The sequence below is a fragment of the Streptomyces sp. NPDC001068 genome (assembly GCF_042897315.1).
Classification (GTDB): domain Bacteria; phylum Actinomycetota; class Actinomycetes; order Streptomycetales; family Streptomycetaceae; genus Streptomyces.
Window position 1 is genome coordinate 1 of sequence record NZ_JBIAYD010000013.1, and the last position, 17,289, is coordinate 17,289.

Consider the following 17,289-nt stretch of genomic DNA (forward strand, 5'->3'; position numbering starts at 1 on the left):
AAACGCCCGGTTACATTCCGAACCCGGAAGCTAAGCCTTACAGCGCCGATGGTACTGCAGGGGGGACCCTGTGGGAGAGTAGGACACCGCCGAACTCCTTTTAGAGCTCCGGCTCTTGGGCATCAAGCCCGAGAGCCGGAGCTTTTTTGTGTTGAGGTAGGGTCAGGGAGCAAAGTTGGCTCGTTTCACTTCACAGGAGGCCCCCGGGTGGAGGTCCAGGAGACCCGCGTCCAGACGGACCGGGTCCTCACCATCCCGAACATCCTCAGCATGGCGCGTCTCGTCGGTGTACCCGTCTTCCTGTGGTTGATCCTCAGGCCCGAGTTCGGCGGGCCCAAGAGCGACGGCTGGGCGCTGCTGGTGCTGGCGTTCAGCGGTATCAGCGACTACCTGGACGGCAAGCTCGCCCGGCGCTGGAACCAGATCAGCAGCCTCGGCCGGCTGCTGGACCCCGCCGCGGACCGGCTGTACATCCTGTCCACGCTCGTCGGACTCACCTGGCGCGAGATTCTGCCGCTCTGGTTGACGGCCGTACTACTGCTGCGCGAACTGGTGCTGCTGGTGATGGTGGGGATCCTCCGTCGCCACGGCTATCCGCCGCCGCAGGTGAACTTCCTCGGCAAGGCAGCCACGTTCAATCTGATGTACGCGTTCCCGCTCCTGCTCCTGAGTGACGGAAGCGGCTGGATCTCGTCACTGGCTGCAGTTTTCGGATGGGCGTTCGCCGGATGGGGTACAACGCTCTACTGGTGGGCAGGAGTGCTCTACGTGGTGCAGGTCCGTCGTCTGGTTCGTGCGGACGCCACAGCCGATTGAGCTCGGCGATTGTCCGGACGCAGAGTTGCTCTCGATGGCCCGCGGCGGAAAAGTGGGGGACAATCTGGACGGGTGAAGTCGGCTAGACCGTCATCTTTTAGAGGAGGACGCTTCCGACATGAAGGCCGTCGTGATGGCCGGTGGCGAAGGTACACGCCTTCGCCCAATGACCTCTAGCATGCCCAAGCCGCTCCTTCCGGTGGTGAACCGCCCGATCATGGAGCACGTGCTTCGGCTGCTCAAAAGGCATGGGCTCACCGAGACCGTCGTCACCGTGCAGTTCCTGGCATCGCTGGTCAAGAACTACTTCGGAGACGGCGAGGAGCTCGGTATGGAGCTCACCTATGCCAATGAGGAGAAGCCACTCGGTACCGCCGGGAGCGTCAAGAACGCCGAAGAGGCGCTGAAGGACGATGCCTTCCTCGTCATCTCCGGCGATGCGCTGACCGACTTCGACCTCACCGAACTCATCACCTTCCACAAGGCGAAGGGCGCACTCGTCACGGTCTGTCTGACCCGGGTGCCCAATCCGCTGGAATTCGGCATCACCATCGTCGACGAAGAGGGCAAGGTCGAGCGGTTCCTGGAGAAGCCGACCTGGGGACAGGTCTTCTCCGACACGGTGAACACGGGCATCTACGTGATGGAGCCCGAGGTGTTCGACTACGTCGAGGCCGACGTTCCGGTCGACTGGTCCGGCGACGTCTTCCCCCAGTTGATGAAGGAAGGCAAGCCGATCTACGGCTATGTCGCCGAGGGCTACTGGGAGGATGTCGGCACTCACGAGTCGTACGTGAAGGCGCAGGCCGACGTCCTGGAGGGCAAGGTCGACGTCGACATCGACGGCTTCGAGATATCGCCGGGTGTCTGGGTCGCCGAGGGCGCCGAGGTGCATCCCGACGCCGAACTGCGCGGTCCGCTGTACATCGGCGACTACGCCAAGGTCGAGGCCGGCACGGAAATCCGCGAGCACACCGTCGTGGGATCCAACGTCGTCGTGAAGAGCGGTGCCTTCCTGCACCGGGCCGTCGTCCACGACAACGTCTACGTCGGGCAGCACAGCAATCTGCGGGGCTGCGTCGTCGGGAAGAACACGGACATCATGCGGGCCGCCCGGATCGAGGACGGGGCGGTCATCGGTGACGAGTGCCTGATCGGTGAGGAATCGATCGTGCAGGGCAACGTCCGCGTCTATCCGTTCAAGACGATCGAGGCCGGCGCATTCGTCAACACCTCCGTCATCTGGGAATCCCGAGGGCAGGCGCATCTCTTCGGCGCACGTGGCGTCTCCGGAATCCTGAACGTGGAGATCACGCCGGAACTGGCCGTGCGGCTCGCAGGCGCGTACGCGACCACCCTGAAGAAGGGCTCGACGGTCACCACCGCCCGGGACCACTCCCGCGGTGCCCGTGCGCTCAAGCGGGCGGTCATCTCCGCTCTGCAGGCCAGCGCCATCGACGTACGCGACCTGGAGAACGTGCCCCTGCCGGTGGCACGGCAGCAGACCGCGCGGGGCAGTGCCGGCGGCATCATGATCCGGACCTCGCCCGGGGTGCCGGACTCCGTGGACATCATGTTCTTCGACGGTCAGGGCGCCGACCTGTCGCAGGCCAGCCAGCGCAAGCTGGACCGCATCTTCGCCCGACAGGAGTACCGCCGGGCGTTCCCCGGTGAGATCGGTGACCTGTACTTCCCGGCCAGTGTCTTCGACTCGTACACCGGGTCGCTGCTGCGCAACGTCGACACGACCGGGATCGCGGAAGCCGGCCTGAAGGTCGTCGTCGACGCCTCCAACGGCAGCGCCGGGCTCGTCCTGCCCAGCCTGCTCGGGAAGCTCGGTGTGGACTCGCTGACCGTCAATCCCGGTCTCAACGAGGCCAGGCCCACGGAGACGGCGGATCAGCGGCGGGCGGGGCTGGTGCGCCTCGGCGAGATCGTGGCGTCCTCCGGGGCCGCGTTCGGCGTCCGGTTCGACCCGGTGGGCGAGCGGCTGTCCCTGGTGGACGAGAAGGGCCGCATCATCGAGGACGACCGGGCGCTGCTGGTGATGCTCGACCTGGTCGCCGCCGAGCGGCGCAGCGGCCGGGTGGCGCTTCCGGTCACCACGACCCGGATCGCCGAGCAGGTGGCCGCGTACCACGGCACCCAGGTCGAGTGGACGACCACCTCACCCGACGACCTCACGCGCGTGGGGCGTGAGGAGGGCACCATCTTCGGGGGTGACGGCAAGGGCGGATTCATCGTCCCCGAGTTCAGCAGTGTGTACGACGGTACGGCGGCCTTCGTGCGTCTGATCGGGCTGGTGGCGCGCACGCAGCTCACGCTCAGCCAGATCGACGCCCGGATCCCGCGGGCCCATGTCCTCAAGCGGGACCTGGCCACCCCGTGGGCCGTCAAGGGCCTGGTCATGCGACGTGTCGTCGAGGCGGCCGGTGATCGTTCCGTGGACACGACGGACGGGGTGCGGGTCGTGGAGACCGACGGGCGCTGGGTGATGGTGCTGCCCGACCCGGCCGAGGCGGTCACCCATCTGTGGGCGGAGGGTCCCGACGACGCCTCCGCGCAGGCCCTGCTGGACGAGTGGTCGGCGATCGTGGACAGCGCCGGACGCTGACCCCACCGCATCGCACCGCACGCGCGCGTGCCGGACAGGTGTCCCCCGAGGGGGGCCTGTCCGGCACGCCGGTGGGGCCATTCGGAGGTACCGGTGGCAACGTGCGACGATGTGCGGCATGCCGCAGCAACCCCCCGTTCGGAGCAGCGCCACCCGGTCGCGCCGCCTGGACGCCTCCATGTCGTTGATCACCAACGTCATGGACCACAGCCTCGACGACGGGTACGCGCAGGCGGCGGCCCGCAAGCGGGCGCTCGGGGAGGCCGGCGGCATGCCGAAGACCCTCCGGGCCAGGCTGGGCCTCGCCGGCGGTCTGGTACTCGCGGCCCTGGTGGTGACCGTGGGGGCCGCGCAGGCGCGGGTGACGGCTCCGGTCGTGGCCAAGGAGCGGCAGGAGCTCATCGACCGCATCGACCGTGAGACGGCGGCGGCCGACAAGCTGGAGAGCAACGTCGACAAGCTCCGTGACGACGTCAGCGCCCGTCAGCGTGCGGCGCTGAAGGAGAGCGGCGGGAGCGGGCAGGCGGACCTGGTGGGCATCCTGTCGGGTGCGACGGCGGTCCGGGGCCCCGGGGTGAAGCTGAGCGTGAACGACGCCAAGGAGGCCTCCTCGGGCGGTGACGCGGACAATCCGCGGGAGACCTCGGGGTTCTCCGACACCGGCCGGGTGCGGGACCACGACATGCAGCGGGTCGTGAACGGGCTGTGGGCCTCGGGTGCCGAGGCGATCTCGATCAACGGGCAGCGGCTGACCGCCCTGTCCGCGATCAGGGCCGCGGGAGACGCGATACTGGTCGACAACAGGCCGCTGGTACCGCCGTACACGGTGCTGGCGGTGGGGGACGGGGAGAAGCTCAGCTCCAGGTTCCAGGACAGTCCCGACGGGCTGTACCTGCACGCCCTGGAGGAGAACTTCGACATCCGGGCGACGATCTCCACGGAGAGTGACGTCCGGCTGCCCGCCGCACCCAGCGTGATCGTACGTACGGCCGAGCCGTACACCGAGAAGACTGAGAAGGGCACATCGTGATCGCCGTACTTGGCCTCGTCGTGGGCGTCGTGGCCGGACTGTTGGTCCGTCCGGAGGTTCCGGCGGTCGTCGAGCCGTATCTGCCGATCGCCGTCGTCGCGGCGCTCGACGCCGTCTTCGGCGGTCTGCGGGCCATGCTCGACGGGATCTTCGACGACAAGGTCTTCGTGGTGTCGTTCCTGTCCAACGTGGTGGTGGCCGCGTTGATCGTCTTCCTCGGCGACAAGCTGGGCGTGGGCTCGCAGCTGTCCACGGGCGTCGTCGTGGTCCTCGGTATCCGTATCTTCTCCAACGCCGCGGCGATCCGACGGCACGTCTTCCGGGCGTGAGCGGTATGAGCGAGCACGAGAACCAGCCCGAGCACCGGCTGCGCAGGGAACTGCCCGCCGAGGTGCCCTCCGCGGCGCCGGAAGCCGTTTCCGCCGACGAGTCGAAGCCCGGGGACGGGCTGACCGGCAGGCGGCGACTGGTCCAGGGACTGTGGCCGCCGCGGGTCAGCCGGGCCCAACTGATCGTCGCCGTGCTCCTGTTCGGGCTCGGATTCGGGCTCGCCGTGCAGGTGGCGTCGAACAGCGACAACGACAGCGCCCTGCGCGGTGCCCGCCAGGAAGATCTTGTTCGCATCCTCGATGAACTGGACGACCGTACTCAGCGTCTTGAGGACGAGAGGACAGGACTGGAGAAGCAGCGTCAGGAGTTGCAGAGCAGCTCCGACCAGGCGGCGGAGGCGCGCAGGCAGACGGCCGAGAAGGAGAGGCAACTCGGCATTCTGGCGGGCACCGTGGCGGCTCAGGGTCCTGGCATCACGATGACGGTCGACGACCCGAAGGGGACGGTGCAGGCGGACATGCTGCTCGACGCGATCCAGGAGCTGCGCGCGGCCGGTGCGGAGGCGATCCAGGTCAACGGCGTGCGCGTGATCTCCGGCACCTACCTGACGGATTCCGGCAAGAGTGTGAGCGTCGACGGGAACAAGATCACCCAGCCTTTCGTTTTCAAGGTGATCGGCAAGCCGCAGGACCTCGAACCGGCTCTCAACATCCCCGGAGGCGTGGTGCAGACCCTGGAGAAGGAACAGGCGACTGTGACCGTCGAACGATCGACCAAGATCGTCGTGGATGCCTTGCGACCGGCGAAGCAGCCTGACTACGCTCGGTCGACCTCACAGTGAACCGGTGGTGCATGCGGGACGTCCGGCGAGGGCATGAGGATGCGGGGGGTCGGCGCACCGGGGAACCGGGGCGTGGTGGAAACTGTCTGGTGGATACGGACGTTGTGTGGTTGTCCGGGTCGGCCGGTTTATTGAGTCAGGGTTCGTCCTGCCCCACGGGCGGGTCTGTTTCGGTCAAGGGGAATCGCCCGTGAAGTTGTTTTCGAAGTTGTTCGGCAAGAGCGCGCGAGAGGGCAGCGACAACGCGACCGCCCGTCATCGCGCACAGCCCGACGCGGACGGTCAGCGTCCGCTGTTCCGGGATCAGGTGGCTGGTCCGGGGGGTGACATTTCGGGAGGTCAGGGCGCGCCGTCAGTTGACCCGTCCCAGTCCGGCGGCATAGGTTTCGGGCAACCGTCAACCTCAGGTGCGGGTGGAGGGTTTACCTCCGGTCCGCACGCGTCCAACGTCCCGGCGGGGCAGCCGCGGCAGGAGGATCCGTCCATGTCGGCCCTGGTTTGTACGAGGTGCGGTAACCGCAACGCGGAGAACGCCCGCTTCTGTTCCAACTGCGGTGCCCCGCTGCGCGCGGGCGCCGTGCCCGAGCGGGCGTCGGAGACGACGTCCACGATCTCGATCTCCGGCCTCGAGGCCTACGACGCCGAGGTCACCGGGCAGACCCAGGCCCCGGCGCTCTCGCCGGAGGCCCAGGCGGCCGTCGACGCGCTGCCGCTGGGTTCCGCGCTGCTGGTGGTGCGCCGTGGCCCGAACTCGGGAAGTCGCTTCCTGCTGGACAGCGACCTGACCACGGCCGGCCGTCATCCGCAGAGCGACATCTTCCTGGACGACGTGACGGTCTCGCGCCGGCACGTGGAGTTCCGCCGCCAGCCGGACGGTTCGTTCACGGTGGCCGACGTGGGCAGCCTCAACGGCACCTACGTCAACCGGGAGCGCATCGACCAGGTCGCCCTGTCGAACGGTGACGAGGTCCAGATCGGCAAGTACCGGCTGGTCTTCTACGCGAGCCGGCAGGGCATCTGACCCTGCGGACCTCGTGCGGGGGCCCCAGGGAAGAAGGGTCCATGCTGCACACACCGAGCGGCGGTACCGGCAACGGCACCGCCGCCACGGAATCCGGGCTGATGAGCATCGGCACGGTGCTGAACGTGCTGCGCGACGAGTTCCCCGAAGTCACCATCTCAAAGATCCGCTTCCTGGAGTCCGAGGGGCTCATCGAACCCCGACGGACCCCCTCCGGGTACCGGAAGTTCAGTGCCGGGGACGTGGAGCGTCTCGGACACGTCCTGAGGATGCAGCGGGACCACTACCTGCCGCTGAAGGTGATCCGGGAGTACCTGGACGCCATGGAGCGCGGTGAGGCAGTACAGCTGCCCGTGCTGGGGCGGCAGCGGGACGGCGAGACGGTGGCGATCGTGCCCGAGGCGCCCGCGGTGGCGCGCATCGGCCGGGACGAGCTGCTCGCGGCCGCCGAGATCGACGAGAACCGTCTCACGGAGTGGGAGTCGTACGGGCTGCTCACTCCGGTGGAGGACGGCGTGTACGACTCCGAGGCGGTGACCGTGGCCGGGCTCGTGACCGAGCTGGGCAGATTCGGCATCGAGCCGCGGCATCTGCGGGCGATGAAGGCGGCCGCCGACCGTGAGGCGGGCCTGGTGGACCAGGTGGTGGCTCCGCTCAAGCGGCACCGCAATCCGCAGACCAGGGCCCACGCGGAGGCCCGTACGAAGGAGCTGGCGGCGCTCACGGTGAAACTGCATGCCGCGCTGGTGCAGACCGCTCTCGGGGTGCGGCTGCCGTGACCGCCGTGACAGGACCCGGGCCGAGGCCGGATCGGGCGCGCGTTCCGGGCCCGACTACCCAAACATCCCGGGCACGGCCTAGGGTTGCTGTGTGAACGAGCTCGATGTCGTAGGTGTCCGGGTGGAAATGCCCTCCAACCAACCGATCGTGCTCCTGCGCGAAGTGGGAGGCGACCGTTACCTTCCCATCTGGATCGGGCCGGGGGAGGCGACGGCGATCGCGTTCGCCCAGCAGGGCATGGCGCCCGCGCGGCCGCTGACCCACGACCTGTTCAAGGACGTGCTCGAGGCCGTCGGGCAGGAGCTCACCGAAGTACGCATCACGGACCTGCGTGAGGGCGTCTTCTACGCGGAGCTGGTGTTCGCCAGCGGCGTCGAGGTGAGCGCCCGCCCGTCCGATGCCATAGCGCTGGCGCTGCGCACCGGTACGCCGATCTACGGGAGCGACACGGTGCTGGACGACGCCGGCATCGCGATCCCGGACGAACAGGAGGACGAGGTGGAGAAGTTCCGCGAGTTCCTCGACCAGATCTCGCCCGAGGACTTCGGCACCAGCAGCCAGTGAGGGGCCTGCCGACCGGCCTGTCGGCCGTCTCCCGAGGGGGCGGTGGCGGGCCGGATGACGGCAGGTCACGGTTGGAACTCACGGGCAATTGCCAGCGGCCACTGAGAGCGTCCTACGCCTTCCCGGCAGAGCATTCGGCTAGCCTTTCCCCGCGGTGGGGCACGGGAAACCACTCCTAGGGTGATTATCACTCGGCGTGCCGAGTGTGGCGATCGTTGACGCACCCCTGGTGACTGCCTACCGTCGAGAAGGCAGGTCAAGGACGGAGGTCGGCGTGAGAAGCAGCGGCGACGGTATGGCCGGGGGTGTCCCGGGACGCGGTCTCGGGGAGAGCGGTCCGTACCCTCCCTCGAGCTCTCAACTTCGTTCGGGCCGGGGGGATCCCCAGCACGGCAGCACGGCCGGTCAGGCTCCGCAGCGGCCGACGGCAGTGCCCAGCGGCGGAGGGGCGGCGTCCATGGCGACCGAGGAGTTCGGCTACCGGGGGCCCACGGCCTGTGCGGCGGCCGGCATCACGTACCGGCAGCTCGACTACTGGGCCCGCACCGGTCTGGTCGAGCCCAGCGTGCGTCCGGCCTACGGCTCGGGCACCCAGCGCCTGTACAGCTTCCGGGACGTCGTCGTCCTGAAGATCGTCAAGCGGTTCCTGGACACAGGGGTCTCCCTCCAGAACATCCGCACCGCCGTCCAGCACCTGCGGGAACGCGGCTTCCGCGACCTGGAGCGGATGACCCTCATGAGCGACGGCGCCACGGTCTACGAGTGCACCTCGCCCGACGAGGTCCACGCGCTGCTCCAGGGCGGTCAGGGCGTCTTCGGGATCGCCGTCGGTGTGGTGTGGCACGACGTGGAGAGCGCGCTCTCCCAGCTGCACGGCGAGCGCGTCGACACCGGGGAGACGCTGGTCGGGCACAACCCCGCCGACGAGCTGGCCCGCCGCCGCAACAAGGCGGTCTGAGGGGCCGGCCCGCACCCGTACGGCTCTGTGACGCCCCGGCACGGTCGCGTGCCGGGGCATTGTCAGTGCTGTGGTGCAGCATCAAAGGTGTGAGAAACGCGCCCACGATCCTGCATCTCGACATGGATGCCTTCTACGCCTCCGTGGAGCAGGCGTCGAAGCCGAGCCTGCGCGGAAAGGCCGTGGTCGTGGGCGGGCTCGGACCGCGCGGTGTGGTGGCCACCGCCTCCTACGAGGCCCGGGTCTTCGGGGTGCACTCGGCGATGCCGATGGCACAGGCCCGCAGGCTGGCGCCGAACGCCGCGTACCTGGTGCCTCGCTTCGGGCTGTACCGGTCGATCAGCGAGCAGGTGATGGCGCTGCTGCACGAGCTGTCACCGCTGGTGGAGCCGCTGAGCCTGGACGAGGCGTTCGTGGACCTGGAGGCGGGTGAGGTGGCCTGGGACGCGGGATCGGCGAGGTCGGTGGGGGAGAGGCTGCGCGCGGACATACGGGGTGCCACGGGGCTCTCCGGGTCGGTCGGGCTCGCCGCCTCCAAGATGCTCGCGAAGATCGGCTCGGAGCAGGCCAAGCCGGACGGGCTGGTGCTGATCGAGCCGGGCACGGAGCGGGCCATGCTCGGGCCGATGCCCGTGCGGACCCTGCCGGGTGTCGGGCCGGCGACCGGAGACCATCTGCGACGGGCCGGGATCGCCACGGTCGACGAGATCGCCGAGGCGGGCGAGGACGAGGTGGTGCGGCTGCTGGGCAGGGCTCACGGTCAGGCGTTGTACGCGATGGCGCTGGCCCGCGACGAACGGCCCGTGGTCGCCGAGCGGGAGGCCAAGTCGGTGTCCGTCGAGGACACCTACGACGTGGACATCCACGACCGGCTGCGGGTGGGCATGGAGGTACGAAGGCTGGCCGACCGGTGTGTGCGCAGGCTGCGGGCGGCCGGGCTGTCCGGGCGGACCATCGTGATCAAGGTGCGGCGCTACGACTTCTCCACGCTCACCCGGTCGGAGACGCTCCGGGGGCCGACCGACGACCCGGCGGTGGTGCGGGAGGCCGCCGCGCGGCTGCTGGACTCCGTGGACACGACGGGCGGGGTGCGGCTGCTGGGCGTGGGCGTGTCGGGGCTCGCCGACTACACCCAGGAGGACCTCTTCGCGCAGGCGGCGGGTGAGGCGGCGGAGATCCTGGCCGAGGAGGAGACGGCCGAGCCGGTCGCCGAGCAGGAGGCCGTCAGCGAGCGGAGATGGCCCGCGGGGCACGACGTGCGGCATGCCGGGTACGGACACGGATGGGTGCAGGGGAGCGGGCTGGGGCGGGTGACGGTGCGGTTCGAGACGCCCTGGGCGGTGGAGCCGGGGCGGGTGCGGACCTTCCGGGTCGACGATCCCGAGCTGGAACCGGTGGACCCGCTGCCGCTGGTGCAGGGGTGACGGTACGTGCCGGGCGGTGGGGACCGGGCAGCCGGTCACGGGGTTCCCGCGCCCCTGGCGGGGCGCTGAGCCAGCCGGTTCCCGCCTGCGGTCGGCGGCGACGCGGCCCCGCACACGGCGACAATCCCCCCGCAGCGCCGGTGAGTGACCCCTTGGCGGCCCCCGGTCAGGCCCCCGTGTCCTCCGTTCCCGCCAGCTTGCCGAAGTCGTGGTCCGGAGGGGGCGGGGCCGTGGTGTCCAGGCCGTAGTGGTGATAGAGCTGGAGTTCCTGCTCGGGGGAGAGGTGGCGGCCCACCCCGAAGTCGGGGGCGTCCTTGATCAGGGCGCGGTCGAAGGGGACCTTGAGGGTGCCCTCGACCAGCTCGCTCGGCTCCAGGGGCACGAAGGCGTCCCGGGAGAACAGGCCGGTGCGTATGGCCGCCCACTCCGGCACCCCGGTCGCGTCGTCGAGGTAGACCTCGTCGATCGTGCCGATCTTCGTGCCGTTGCGGTCGAACGCCTTGCGGCCGATCAGGTTGCGCGGATCGATGTCGGTCTGCACGGGCCCTCCACTAGGTCGCAACTCATTCGTAAGCACTACAAAAGAGCACATTGAAGGAGGCGGCCACTCGAAGGCCCGTGTGTTGCCCTCGCTGGTAGGCTGGCAAGCGGCTGCTGACCCCGTGCGGGAGAGTCCTCCGGACACCGGAGGCGCCGAAGGAGCAAATCCTCCCCGGAATCTCTCAGGCCCACGTACCGCACGGACGAGGTCACTCTGGAAAGCAGGGCGGACGTCGTCGGCGTCCGCTCTCACCGACGGTGAAAGCCGGACACCCCTGGGTGTCCGGCGAAGCTCTCAGGTTGAGATGACAGAGGGGGAGGCCGTCGGGGTACCCGTGCCGGGGTACCCCTCGAAGGTCGCGTCAGACCAGGAGGCCTCCGCCATGACCGCCCAGCGTGTTCCGCTCTCCGAGCTAGAGCAGGGAATCCCCTTCGAGCAGCGCCACATCGGACCCGACGACGAGGCCCGGGCCAAGATGCTCGCCCAGGTCGGGTACGGCTCGCTCGACGAGCTGACGGCCGCCGCCGTGCCGGACGTGATCAAGAACGCCGACTCGCTGGAGCTGCCTGGCGCGCGCACCGAGGCCGAGGTCCTGGCCGAGCTCCGCTCGCTGGCCGACCGCAACCAGGTGCTCGGCTCGATGATCGGGCTGGGCTACTACGGCACCTTCACGCCGCCCGTCATCCTGCGGAACGTGATGGAGAACCCCGCCTGGTACACGGCGTACACCCCGTACCAGCCGGAGATCTCGCAGGGCCGGCTGGAGGCGCTGCTGAACTTCCAGACCGTGGTCGCCGACCTCACCGGACTGCCCACCTCCGGTGCGTCGCTGCTCGACGAGGGCACGGCCGCCGCCGAGGCCGTGGCCCTGTCGCTGCGCATGGGCAAGAACAAGAAGGGCGTCTTCGTCGTCGACGCGGACGCGCTGCCGCAGACGATCGCCGTGATAGAGACCCGGTGCGAGCCGACCGGCGTCGAGGTCGTCGTGGCGGACCTCAGCGACGGCATCCCGGCCGACCTCGCCGCGCGCGAGATCAACGGCGTGCTCGTCCAGTACCCGGGTGCCTCCGGTGCCGTACGCGACATCAAGCCGCTCGTCGAGCAGGCGCACGGGCTGGGCGCCCTGGTCACCGTCGCCGCCGACCTGCTCGCGCTGACCCTGCTGACCTCGCCGGGCGAACTGGGCGCTGACATCGCGGTCGGCACCACCCAGCGGTTCGGCGTGCCGATGGGCTTCGGCGGGCCGCACGCCGGCTACATGGCGGTGCGGGAGAAGTTCGCGCGCAGCCTGCCCGGCCGGCTCGTGGGCGTCTCCGTCGACGCCGACGGGCACAAGGCCTACCGGCTCGCGCTGCAGACCCGTGAGCAGCACATCCGCCGTGAGAAGGCCACCAGCAACATCTGCACCGCACAGGTGCTGCTCGCCGTGATGGCCGGCATGTACGCCGTCTACCACGGCCCCGAGGGGCTGCGGGCCATCGCGCGGCGGACCCACCGCTACGCCACGATCCTGGCCGCCGGGCTCGAGGCCGGCGGCGTCGAGCTCGTGCACGGCGCCTACTTCGACACCCTCACCGCGCGCGTGCCCGGCAAGGCCGCCGAGGTGGCCGCCGCCGCCCGGCAGAACGGGGTCAACCTGCGCCTCGTCGACGCCGACCACGTCTCCATGGCCTGCGACGAGACCACCACGCGCGCCCAGCTCGGTGCCGTGTGGGCGGCCTTCGGGGTCGACGGCGACGTCGAGGCCCTGGACACGGCCGCCGCGGACACCCTGCCCGAGGCGCTGCTGCGCGAGGACGGCTACCTGGGGCACCCCGTCTTCCACGAGCACCGGTCCGAGACCGCGATGCTGCGCTACCTGCGCCGCCTCGCCGACCGCGACTACGCGCTGGACCGGGGCATGATCCCGCTGGGCTCCTGCACCATGAAGCTCAACGCGACCACCGAGATGGAGCCGGTCACCTGGCCCGAGTTCGGCCAGCTGCACCCCTTCGCCCCCGCCGAGCAGGCACAGGGCTACCTGACGCTCATCCGGGAGCTGGAGGAGCGGCTCGCCGAGGTCACGGGCTACGACAAGGTGTCGCTGCAGCCCAACGCCGGCTCGCAGGGCGAGCTGGCCGGTCTGCTCGCCGTCCGCGCCTACCACCGCGCCAACGGCGACGAGCAGCGCACGGTGTGCCTGATCCCCTCCTCCGCGCACGGCACCAACGCCGCCAGCGCCGTGATGGCCGGGATGAAGGTCGTCGTCGTGAAGACCGCCGAGGACGGCGAGGTCGACGTCGAGGACCTGCGGGCGAAGATCGAGCAGCACCGCGACCAGCTCGCCGTACTGATGATCACCTACCCGTCCACCCACGGTGTGTTCGAGGAGCACGTCGCGGACATCTGCGCCCTGGTTCACGAGTCCGGTGGCCAGGTCTACGTCGACGGGGCCAACCTCAACGCCCTGGTCGGGGTCGCCAAGCCCGGGCACTTCGGCGGCGACGTCTCGCACCTGAACCTGCACAAGACCTTCTGCATCCCGCACGGCGGCGGCGGCCCGGGCGTCGGCCCGGTGGCCGTACGGTCCCACCTTGCGCCGTACCTGCCGAACCACCCGCTCCAGCCGGCCGCCGGCCCCGAGACGGGCGTCGGGCCGATCTCGGCCGCGCCCTGGGGTTCCGCGGGGATCCTGCCGATCTCGTGGGCGTACGTCCGCCTGATGGGCGGCGAGGGGCTCAAGCGCGCCACCCAGGTGGCCGTGCTCAGCGCCAACTACGTCGCCAAGCGGCTGGAGCCGCACTTCCCCGTGCTCTACACCGGCCCCGGCGGACTGGTCGCGCACGAGTGCATCATCGACCTGCGCCCGCTCACCAAGGCGACCGGCGTGAGCGTCGACGACGTCGCCAAGCGGCTCATCGACTACGGGTTCCACGCACCGACGATGTCCTTCCCGGTGGCCGGCACGCTCATGATCGAGCCGACCGAGTCCGAGGACCTGGGCGAGCTGGACCGGTTCTGTGAGGCGATGATCGCCATCCGCGCGGAGATCGACAAGGTCGGGGCGGGGGAGTGGCCCGCGGAGGACAACCCGCTGCGGGGCGCGCCGCACACCGCCGCCGCGCTCGGCGGGGAGTGGGAGCACGCCTACTCGCGTGCCGAGGCCGTGTTCCCGGCCGGGGTGTCCGCCGCCGACAAGTACTGGCCGCCGGTACGCCGGATCGACCAGGCCTTCGGCGACCGGAACCTGGTCTGCTCCTGCCCGCCGCTGGACGCCTACGAGGACTGATCCACGGCGGTGGGAACGTGACGTGACGGAGGCCCCGCTTCGGCGGGGCCTCCCGCATGTGGTGCTACGCCGGGTAGGCGTGGGTCTGTGTCGCCTTCACCGTCGCCCAGACCGGGGCGCCCGGACGCAGGTCCAGTTCCGCGACCGCGACCGTGGTGAGGTCGGCGGCCAGGGGAAGCTCGCCGGTCAGGTCGGCGCGGATCCGGTCGCCGTGGATCTCCAGACCGGCCACCTCGCAGCGCCAGACGTTGCGGGCGCTGGCCCCGGTGGGGCGGTCCCGGAACAGGGTGACGGCGCTCGGCGGGAACGCGACGAAGGCGTCACCGGTGAGGTGCTCGGTGGTGGCGACGACGGCGCCGGAGTCCAGCCGGACCAGGTGGCCCCCGGCCTCGGTCTCGGCCCGGCCGCGGTAGAGGTTGAGGCCGACCAGGTGGGCGATGTAGTCGGTGCGGGGGTGGCGGGCGATGTCCGCGGGGGTGCCCTGCTGGACGATCCGTCCGTGCTCGATGACGATCAGCCGGTCGGCCAGCACCATGGCGTCCAGCGGGTCGTGGGTGACCAGGACCGCCACGGCCTCGAACTCGGCCAGATGGCGGCGGAGCTGGGAACGCACGTCGAGGCGGGTGCGGGCGTCGAGGGCGGCGAGGGGCTCGTCCAGGAGCAGCAGGCGGGGGCGGGTGGCCAGGGCGCGGGCCAGTGCGACGCGCTGGGCCTGGCCGCCGGAGAGGCGGCGGGGCTTGGCGCCGGTGTGGTCGGCGAGGCCCATGCGGTCCAGCCACGCGGCCGCCTGGGCGCGGGCCTCGGCCTTCGTCGCGCCATGGCAGCGGGGGCCGAAGGCGACGTTGTCCAGGGCGGTGAGGTGGGGGAAGAGGAGGTAGTCCTGGAAGACGACTCCGACGGGGCGGGACTCGGGCGGTGTGCGGTCCAACTCCTCGCCGTCCAGGCGGAGATGGCCGGCGGTGAGGGGGGTGAGTCCGGCCAGGGCGCGGAGCGCGGTGGTCTTCCCGGCGCCGTTGGGGCCGAGGAGGGCGACGACCTCGCCGGGGGCGGCGGTGAGGGTGATGTCCAGGTGGAACGCGGGGCGGGTGACGATCAGGTGGGCGTCGAGGGCGTCGAGGGCGTCGAGCGCGTCGAGCGCGTGGGGGGAGTGCGGGTGTGGGGCTGGGTGCGGGTGGGTGGGGGCTGCCCGGCCTCCGGCCGGGATGTGTTTCCCGCCCGCACCACCCGCGCGGGCATCAGGGGCAGGTGCGGCGGGCCCCTGCGGGGGTCGTGCGCCGTCGGCGGCCGCGGGTGTGGTGTGGCGTGGTTGCGCGCCGTCGGTGGTCGCGCGTGGGGTGTGGGGCGGTCCGGTGGGGTCGGGGGTGGTCATGAGGCGGTCATCCAGCGGTCGCGTAGTCCTGCGAGTACGGCGATCGAGACGGCCAGCAGCACCAGGCTGAGGGCGATCGCCGCGTCGGGGTCGTTCTGGAGGGCCAGGTACACCGCGAGCGGCATGGTCTGGGTGCGGCCCGGGAAGTTGCCGGCGAACGTGATCGTCGCACCGAACTCGCCGAGCGCGCGGGCCCAGGCAAGGACCGAACCGGCCGCGATGCCGGGGGCGATGAGCGGCAGCGTGACCCTGCGGAACGCCGTGAAGCGGGACGCGCCCAGCGTCGTCGCCGCCTCCTCGAACCGCGGGTCGGCCGCCCGCAGCGTGCCCTCGACGCTGATCACCAGGAAGGGCATGGCCACGAACGACTCCGCGATCACCACCGCGGTCGTGGTGAACGGCAGCGTGATCCCGAACCAGGAGTCCAGCCACTGCCCGACGATCCCGTTGCGGCCGAGGGCCAGGAGCAGGGCCACGCCGCCGACCACCGGAGGGAGGACCAGGGGGAGGGTCACCAGCGCCCGTACCAGGCCCCGTCCTCGGAACTCGGTGCGGGCCAGGAGCCACGCCAGCGGAACCCCCAGGACCAGGCTCACGGCCGTCGCCGCGGTCGCGCTGAGCAGCGACAGCTGGAGGGCCTGCCACACCTCCGTGCTGGTCAGCAGCGACGGGAGGCTGCCCCAGGGGGCGCGGACGAGGAGGGCGAGCAGCGGCAGCAGGAGGAAGACCAGCGCCACCGCTCCGGGGAGGAGGAGCGGTAGCGGCACGGCCGAGCGGACACGCCGGCGCCGTGAGCCGCCCGTGACGGCGGCGGCCCCGGCGCCCGGCTCGTCGACCTTCGTCACGGCTTGAGGAACCCGGCCTGGTTCAGGACCTGCTGGCCCTCGGGGGACTGCACAAGTGCGATGAACGCCTTGGCCACCGCCGGGTTCGGGGCGTCCTTCAGCAGGGCGATCGGGTAGTCGTTGATGGCGTCGGCGGACTCGGGGAACTCCACGCCCTCCACCTTGTCACCCGCGGCCTTCACATCGGTCTTGTAGACGACCGCGGCGTCGGCCTCCTTCAGGACCACCTTGTTGAGGGCCGACTTCACGTCCTCCTCGTAGGAGACCGGGGTCAGCTTGAGCTTGCTCGCGTCCAGCGCCTTCTGCGCGGCGGCGCCGCACGGCACCGTCTTGTCGCAGAGGACCACCTTCAGCGAGGACTTGGTGAGGTCCTTGAGCGAGGCGACCTTGTCGGGGTTGCCCGGCAGGGTGGCGATCTCCAGCTGGTTGCGGACGAAGGTGGCCGGGGTGGTGGCGGTGTCCTTCTTGTCCGTCACGATCGCCATCGTCTTGGGGCTGGCGGCGGCGAAGACGTCGGCGGGGGCACCGCTGGTGATCTGCGCGGCGAGGGTGTCGCTGCCGCCGAAGCTGAAGTCGACCTTGGTGCCCGGGTTGGCCTTCTCGAAGTCCGCCTTCAGTGTCGTGAAGCTCTCCTTGAGGGAGGCCGCCGCGAACACGGTGATCGAGCCGGACAACTTGGGCGACGCGGAGGACGAGGTGTCCGACTTCGTCTTCGCCGACGAGTCGTCGTCGGAGGACGAGGAGGAGCAGGCGCTCAGGGCAAGCAGGGCCGCCACCGAGGCACCGGCCACCTGAAGGGTCCGCCGGGTCCGGCGCGCGGAACGGGTCATCACGAGTGAACTCCTCTGAATCCGGATGAAAAAAAGCTGTCGCGCCCTGGTGCGACCT

Annotated in this window: 15 protein-coding genes, 1 rRNA gene and 1 riboswitch; of the genes, 12 read left to right on the top strand and 4 right to left on the bottom strand. The window is 70.3% G+C overall.

The features are described 5' to 3' along the window. The 11 genes from rrf to ACFY3I_RS32840 all read left to right on the top strand — a co-directional run. Positions 1-95: ribosomal RNA gene (gene rrf, locus ACFY3I_RS32790) — 5S ribosomal RNA — on the top strand; the annotation flags it as partial. Between the two features lie 112 nt (positions 96-207). Beyond that, positions 208-816, top strand: coding sequence for a CDP-alcohol phosphatidyltransferase family protein (locus ACFY3I_RS32795; protein WP_360497198.1), 609 nt, complete (start codon positions 208-210; stop codon positions 814-816). A 118-nt stretch (positions 817-934) separates the two neighbouring features. Further along, positions 935-3,430 (top strand): sugar phosphate nucleotidyltransferase, encoded by a 2,496-nt coding sequence (locus tag ACFY3I_RS32800; RefSeq protein WP_390864680.1) that lies wholly within the window; start codon positions 935-937, stop codon positions 3,428-3,430. A gap of 118 nt (positions 3,431-3,548) precedes the next feature. After that, positions 3,549-4,460: a DUF881 domain-containing protein gene (locus ACFY3I_RS32805; RefSeq protein WP_365284950.1), complete on the top strand. Its 912-nt coding sequence runs from the start codon at positions 3,549-3,551 to the stop codon at positions 4,458-4,460. Continuing rightward, a complete protein-coding gene (locus ACFY3I_RS32810; protein WP_046727248.1) occupies positions 4,457-4,789 on the top strand; it encodes a small basic family protein in 333 nt (110 codons plus the stop codon). Before ACFY3I_RS32805 ends, ACFY3I_RS32810 begins: the two co-directional genes overlap by 4 nt. 5 nt (positions 4,790-4,794) lie before the next feature. Next, complete coding sequence (locus ACFY3I_RS32815; protein ID WP_390864681.1) at positions 4,795-5,631, top strand: DUF881 domain-containing protein; 837 nt, start codon at positions 4,795-4,797, stop codon at positions 5,629-5,631. 190 nt (positions 5,632-5,821) lie between these two features. After that, the gene (locus ACFY3I_RS32820; RefSeq protein WP_365284955.1) at positions 5,822-6,652 is read left to right on the top strand and encodes an FHA domain-containing protein; all 831 of its coding nucleotides are present in this window, start codon (positions 5,822-5,824) and stop codon (positions 6,650-6,652) included. 41 nt (positions 6,653-6,693) lie between these two features. Next, positions 6,694-7,431 carry a MerR family transcriptional regulator gene (locus tag ACFY3I_RS32825; protein ID WP_365284957.1) on the top strand — a complete coding sequence of 246 codons (738 nt, stop codon included), beginning with the start codon at positions 6,694-6,696 and terminating at the stop codon, positions 7,429-7,431. Between the two features lie 91 nt (positions 7,432-7,522). Then, on the top strand, positions 7,523-7,996 hold the full coding sequence (locus tag ACFY3I_RS32830; protein ID WP_026253112.1) for a bifunctional nuclease family protein: 474 nt from the start codon (positions 7,523-7,525) through the stop codon (positions 7,994-7,996). Positions 7,997-8,270: 274 nt separating this feature from the next. Further along, complete coding sequence (locus tag ACFY3I_RS32835) at positions 8,271-8,954, top strand: MerR family transcriptional regulator (RefSeq protein ID WP_390864682.1); 684 nt, start codon at positions 8,271-8,273, stop codon at positions 8,952-8,954. An 89-nt stretch (positions 8,955-9,043) separates the two neighbouring features. After that, positions 9,044-10,378, top strand: coding sequence for a DNA polymerase IV (locus tag ACFY3I_RS32840; protein WP_390864683.1), 1,335 nt, complete (start codon positions 9,044-9,046; stop codon positions 10,376-10,378). Positions 10,379-10,544: 166 nt separating this feature from the next. On the opposite strand, the gene ACFY3I_RS32845 is transcribed toward ACFY3I_RS32840, so the two are convergent. Then, positions 10,545-10,919 (bottom strand): PRC-barrel domain-containing protein, encoded by a 375-nt coding sequence (locus tag ACFY3I_RS32845; RefSeq protein WP_365284963.1) that lies wholly within the window; start codon positions 10,917-10,919, stop codon positions 10,545-10,547. A gap of 114 nt (positions 10,920-11,033) precedes the next feature. Next, positions 11,034-11,126, top strand: a riboswitch (glycine riboswitch). 175 nt (positions 11,127-11,301) lie between these two features. Here ACFY3I_RS32845 and gcvP point away from each other — a divergent pair. Continuing rightward, the gene (gene gcvP / locus ACFY3I_RS32850) at positions 11,302-14,187 is read left to right on the top strand and encodes an aminomethyl-transferring glycine dehydrogenase (RefSeq protein ID WP_390864684.1); all 2,886 of its coding nucleotides are present in this window, start codon (positions 11,302-11,304) and stop codon (positions 14,185-14,187) included. Positions 14,188-14,251: 64 nt separating this feature from the next. On the opposite strand, the gene ACFY3I_RS32855 is transcribed toward gcvP, so the two are convergent. The 3 genes from ACFY3I_RS32855 to modA are packed head-to-tail and all read right to left on the bottom strand — an operon-like array spanning position 14,252 to position 17,231. Then, positions 14,252-15,556 carry an ABC transporter ATP-binding protein gene (locus ACFY3I_RS32855; RefSeq protein WP_390864685.1) on the bottom strand — a complete coding sequence of 435 codons (1,305 nt, stop codon included), beginning with the start codon at positions 15,554-15,556 and terminating at the stop codon, positions 14,252-14,254. Further along, positions 15,553-16,401 carry a molybdate ABC transporter permease subunit gene (gene modB / locus ACFY3I_RS32860; RefSeq protein WP_365284969.1) on the bottom strand — a complete coding sequence of 283 codons (849 nt, stop codon included), beginning with the start codon at positions 16,399-16,401 and terminating at the stop codon, positions 15,553-15,555. Before modB ends, ACFY3I_RS32855 begins: the two co-directional genes overlap by 4 nt. Further along, the gene (modA, locus tag ACFY3I_RS32865; RefSeq protein WP_365284971.1) at positions 16,398-17,231 is read right to left on the bottom strand and encodes a molybdate ABC transporter substrate-binding protein; all 834 of its coding nucleotides are present in this window, start codon (positions 17,229-17,231) and stop codon (positions 16,398-16,400) included. Before modA ends, modB begins: the two co-directional genes overlap by 4 nt. Between the last annotated feature and the right edge of the window lie 58 nt (positions 17,232-17,289).

Coding starts and splice junctions, on each gene's coding strand:
- ACFY3I_RS32855 (WP_390864685.1), bottom strand. CDS start 15,556: ATGACCACCCCCGACCCCACCGGACCGCCCCACACCCCACGCGCGACC.
- ACFY3I_RS32815 (WP_390864681.1), top strand. CDS start 4,795: ATGAGCGAGCACGAGAACCAGCCCGAGCACCGGCTGCGCAGGGAACTG.
- ACFY3I_RS32805 (WP_365284950.1), top strand. CDS start 3,549: ATGCCGCAGCAACCCCCCGTTCGGAGCAGCGCCACCCGGTCGCGCCGC.
- ACFY3I_RS32825 (WP_365284957.1), top strand. CDS start 6,694: ATGCTGCACACACCGAGCGGCGGTACCGGCAACGGCACCGCCGCCACG.
- ACFY3I_RS32800 (WP_390864680.1), top strand. CDS start 935: ATGAAGGCCGTCGTGATGGCCGGTGGCGAAGGTACACGCCTTCGCCCA.
- gcvP (WP_390864684.1), top strand. CDS start 11,302: ATGACCGCCCAGCGTGTTCCGCTCTCCGAGCTAGAGCAGGGAATCCCC.
- modA (WP_365284971.1), bottom strand. CDS start 17,231: ATGACCCGTTCCGCGCGCCGGACCCGGCGGACCCTTCAGGTGGCCGGT.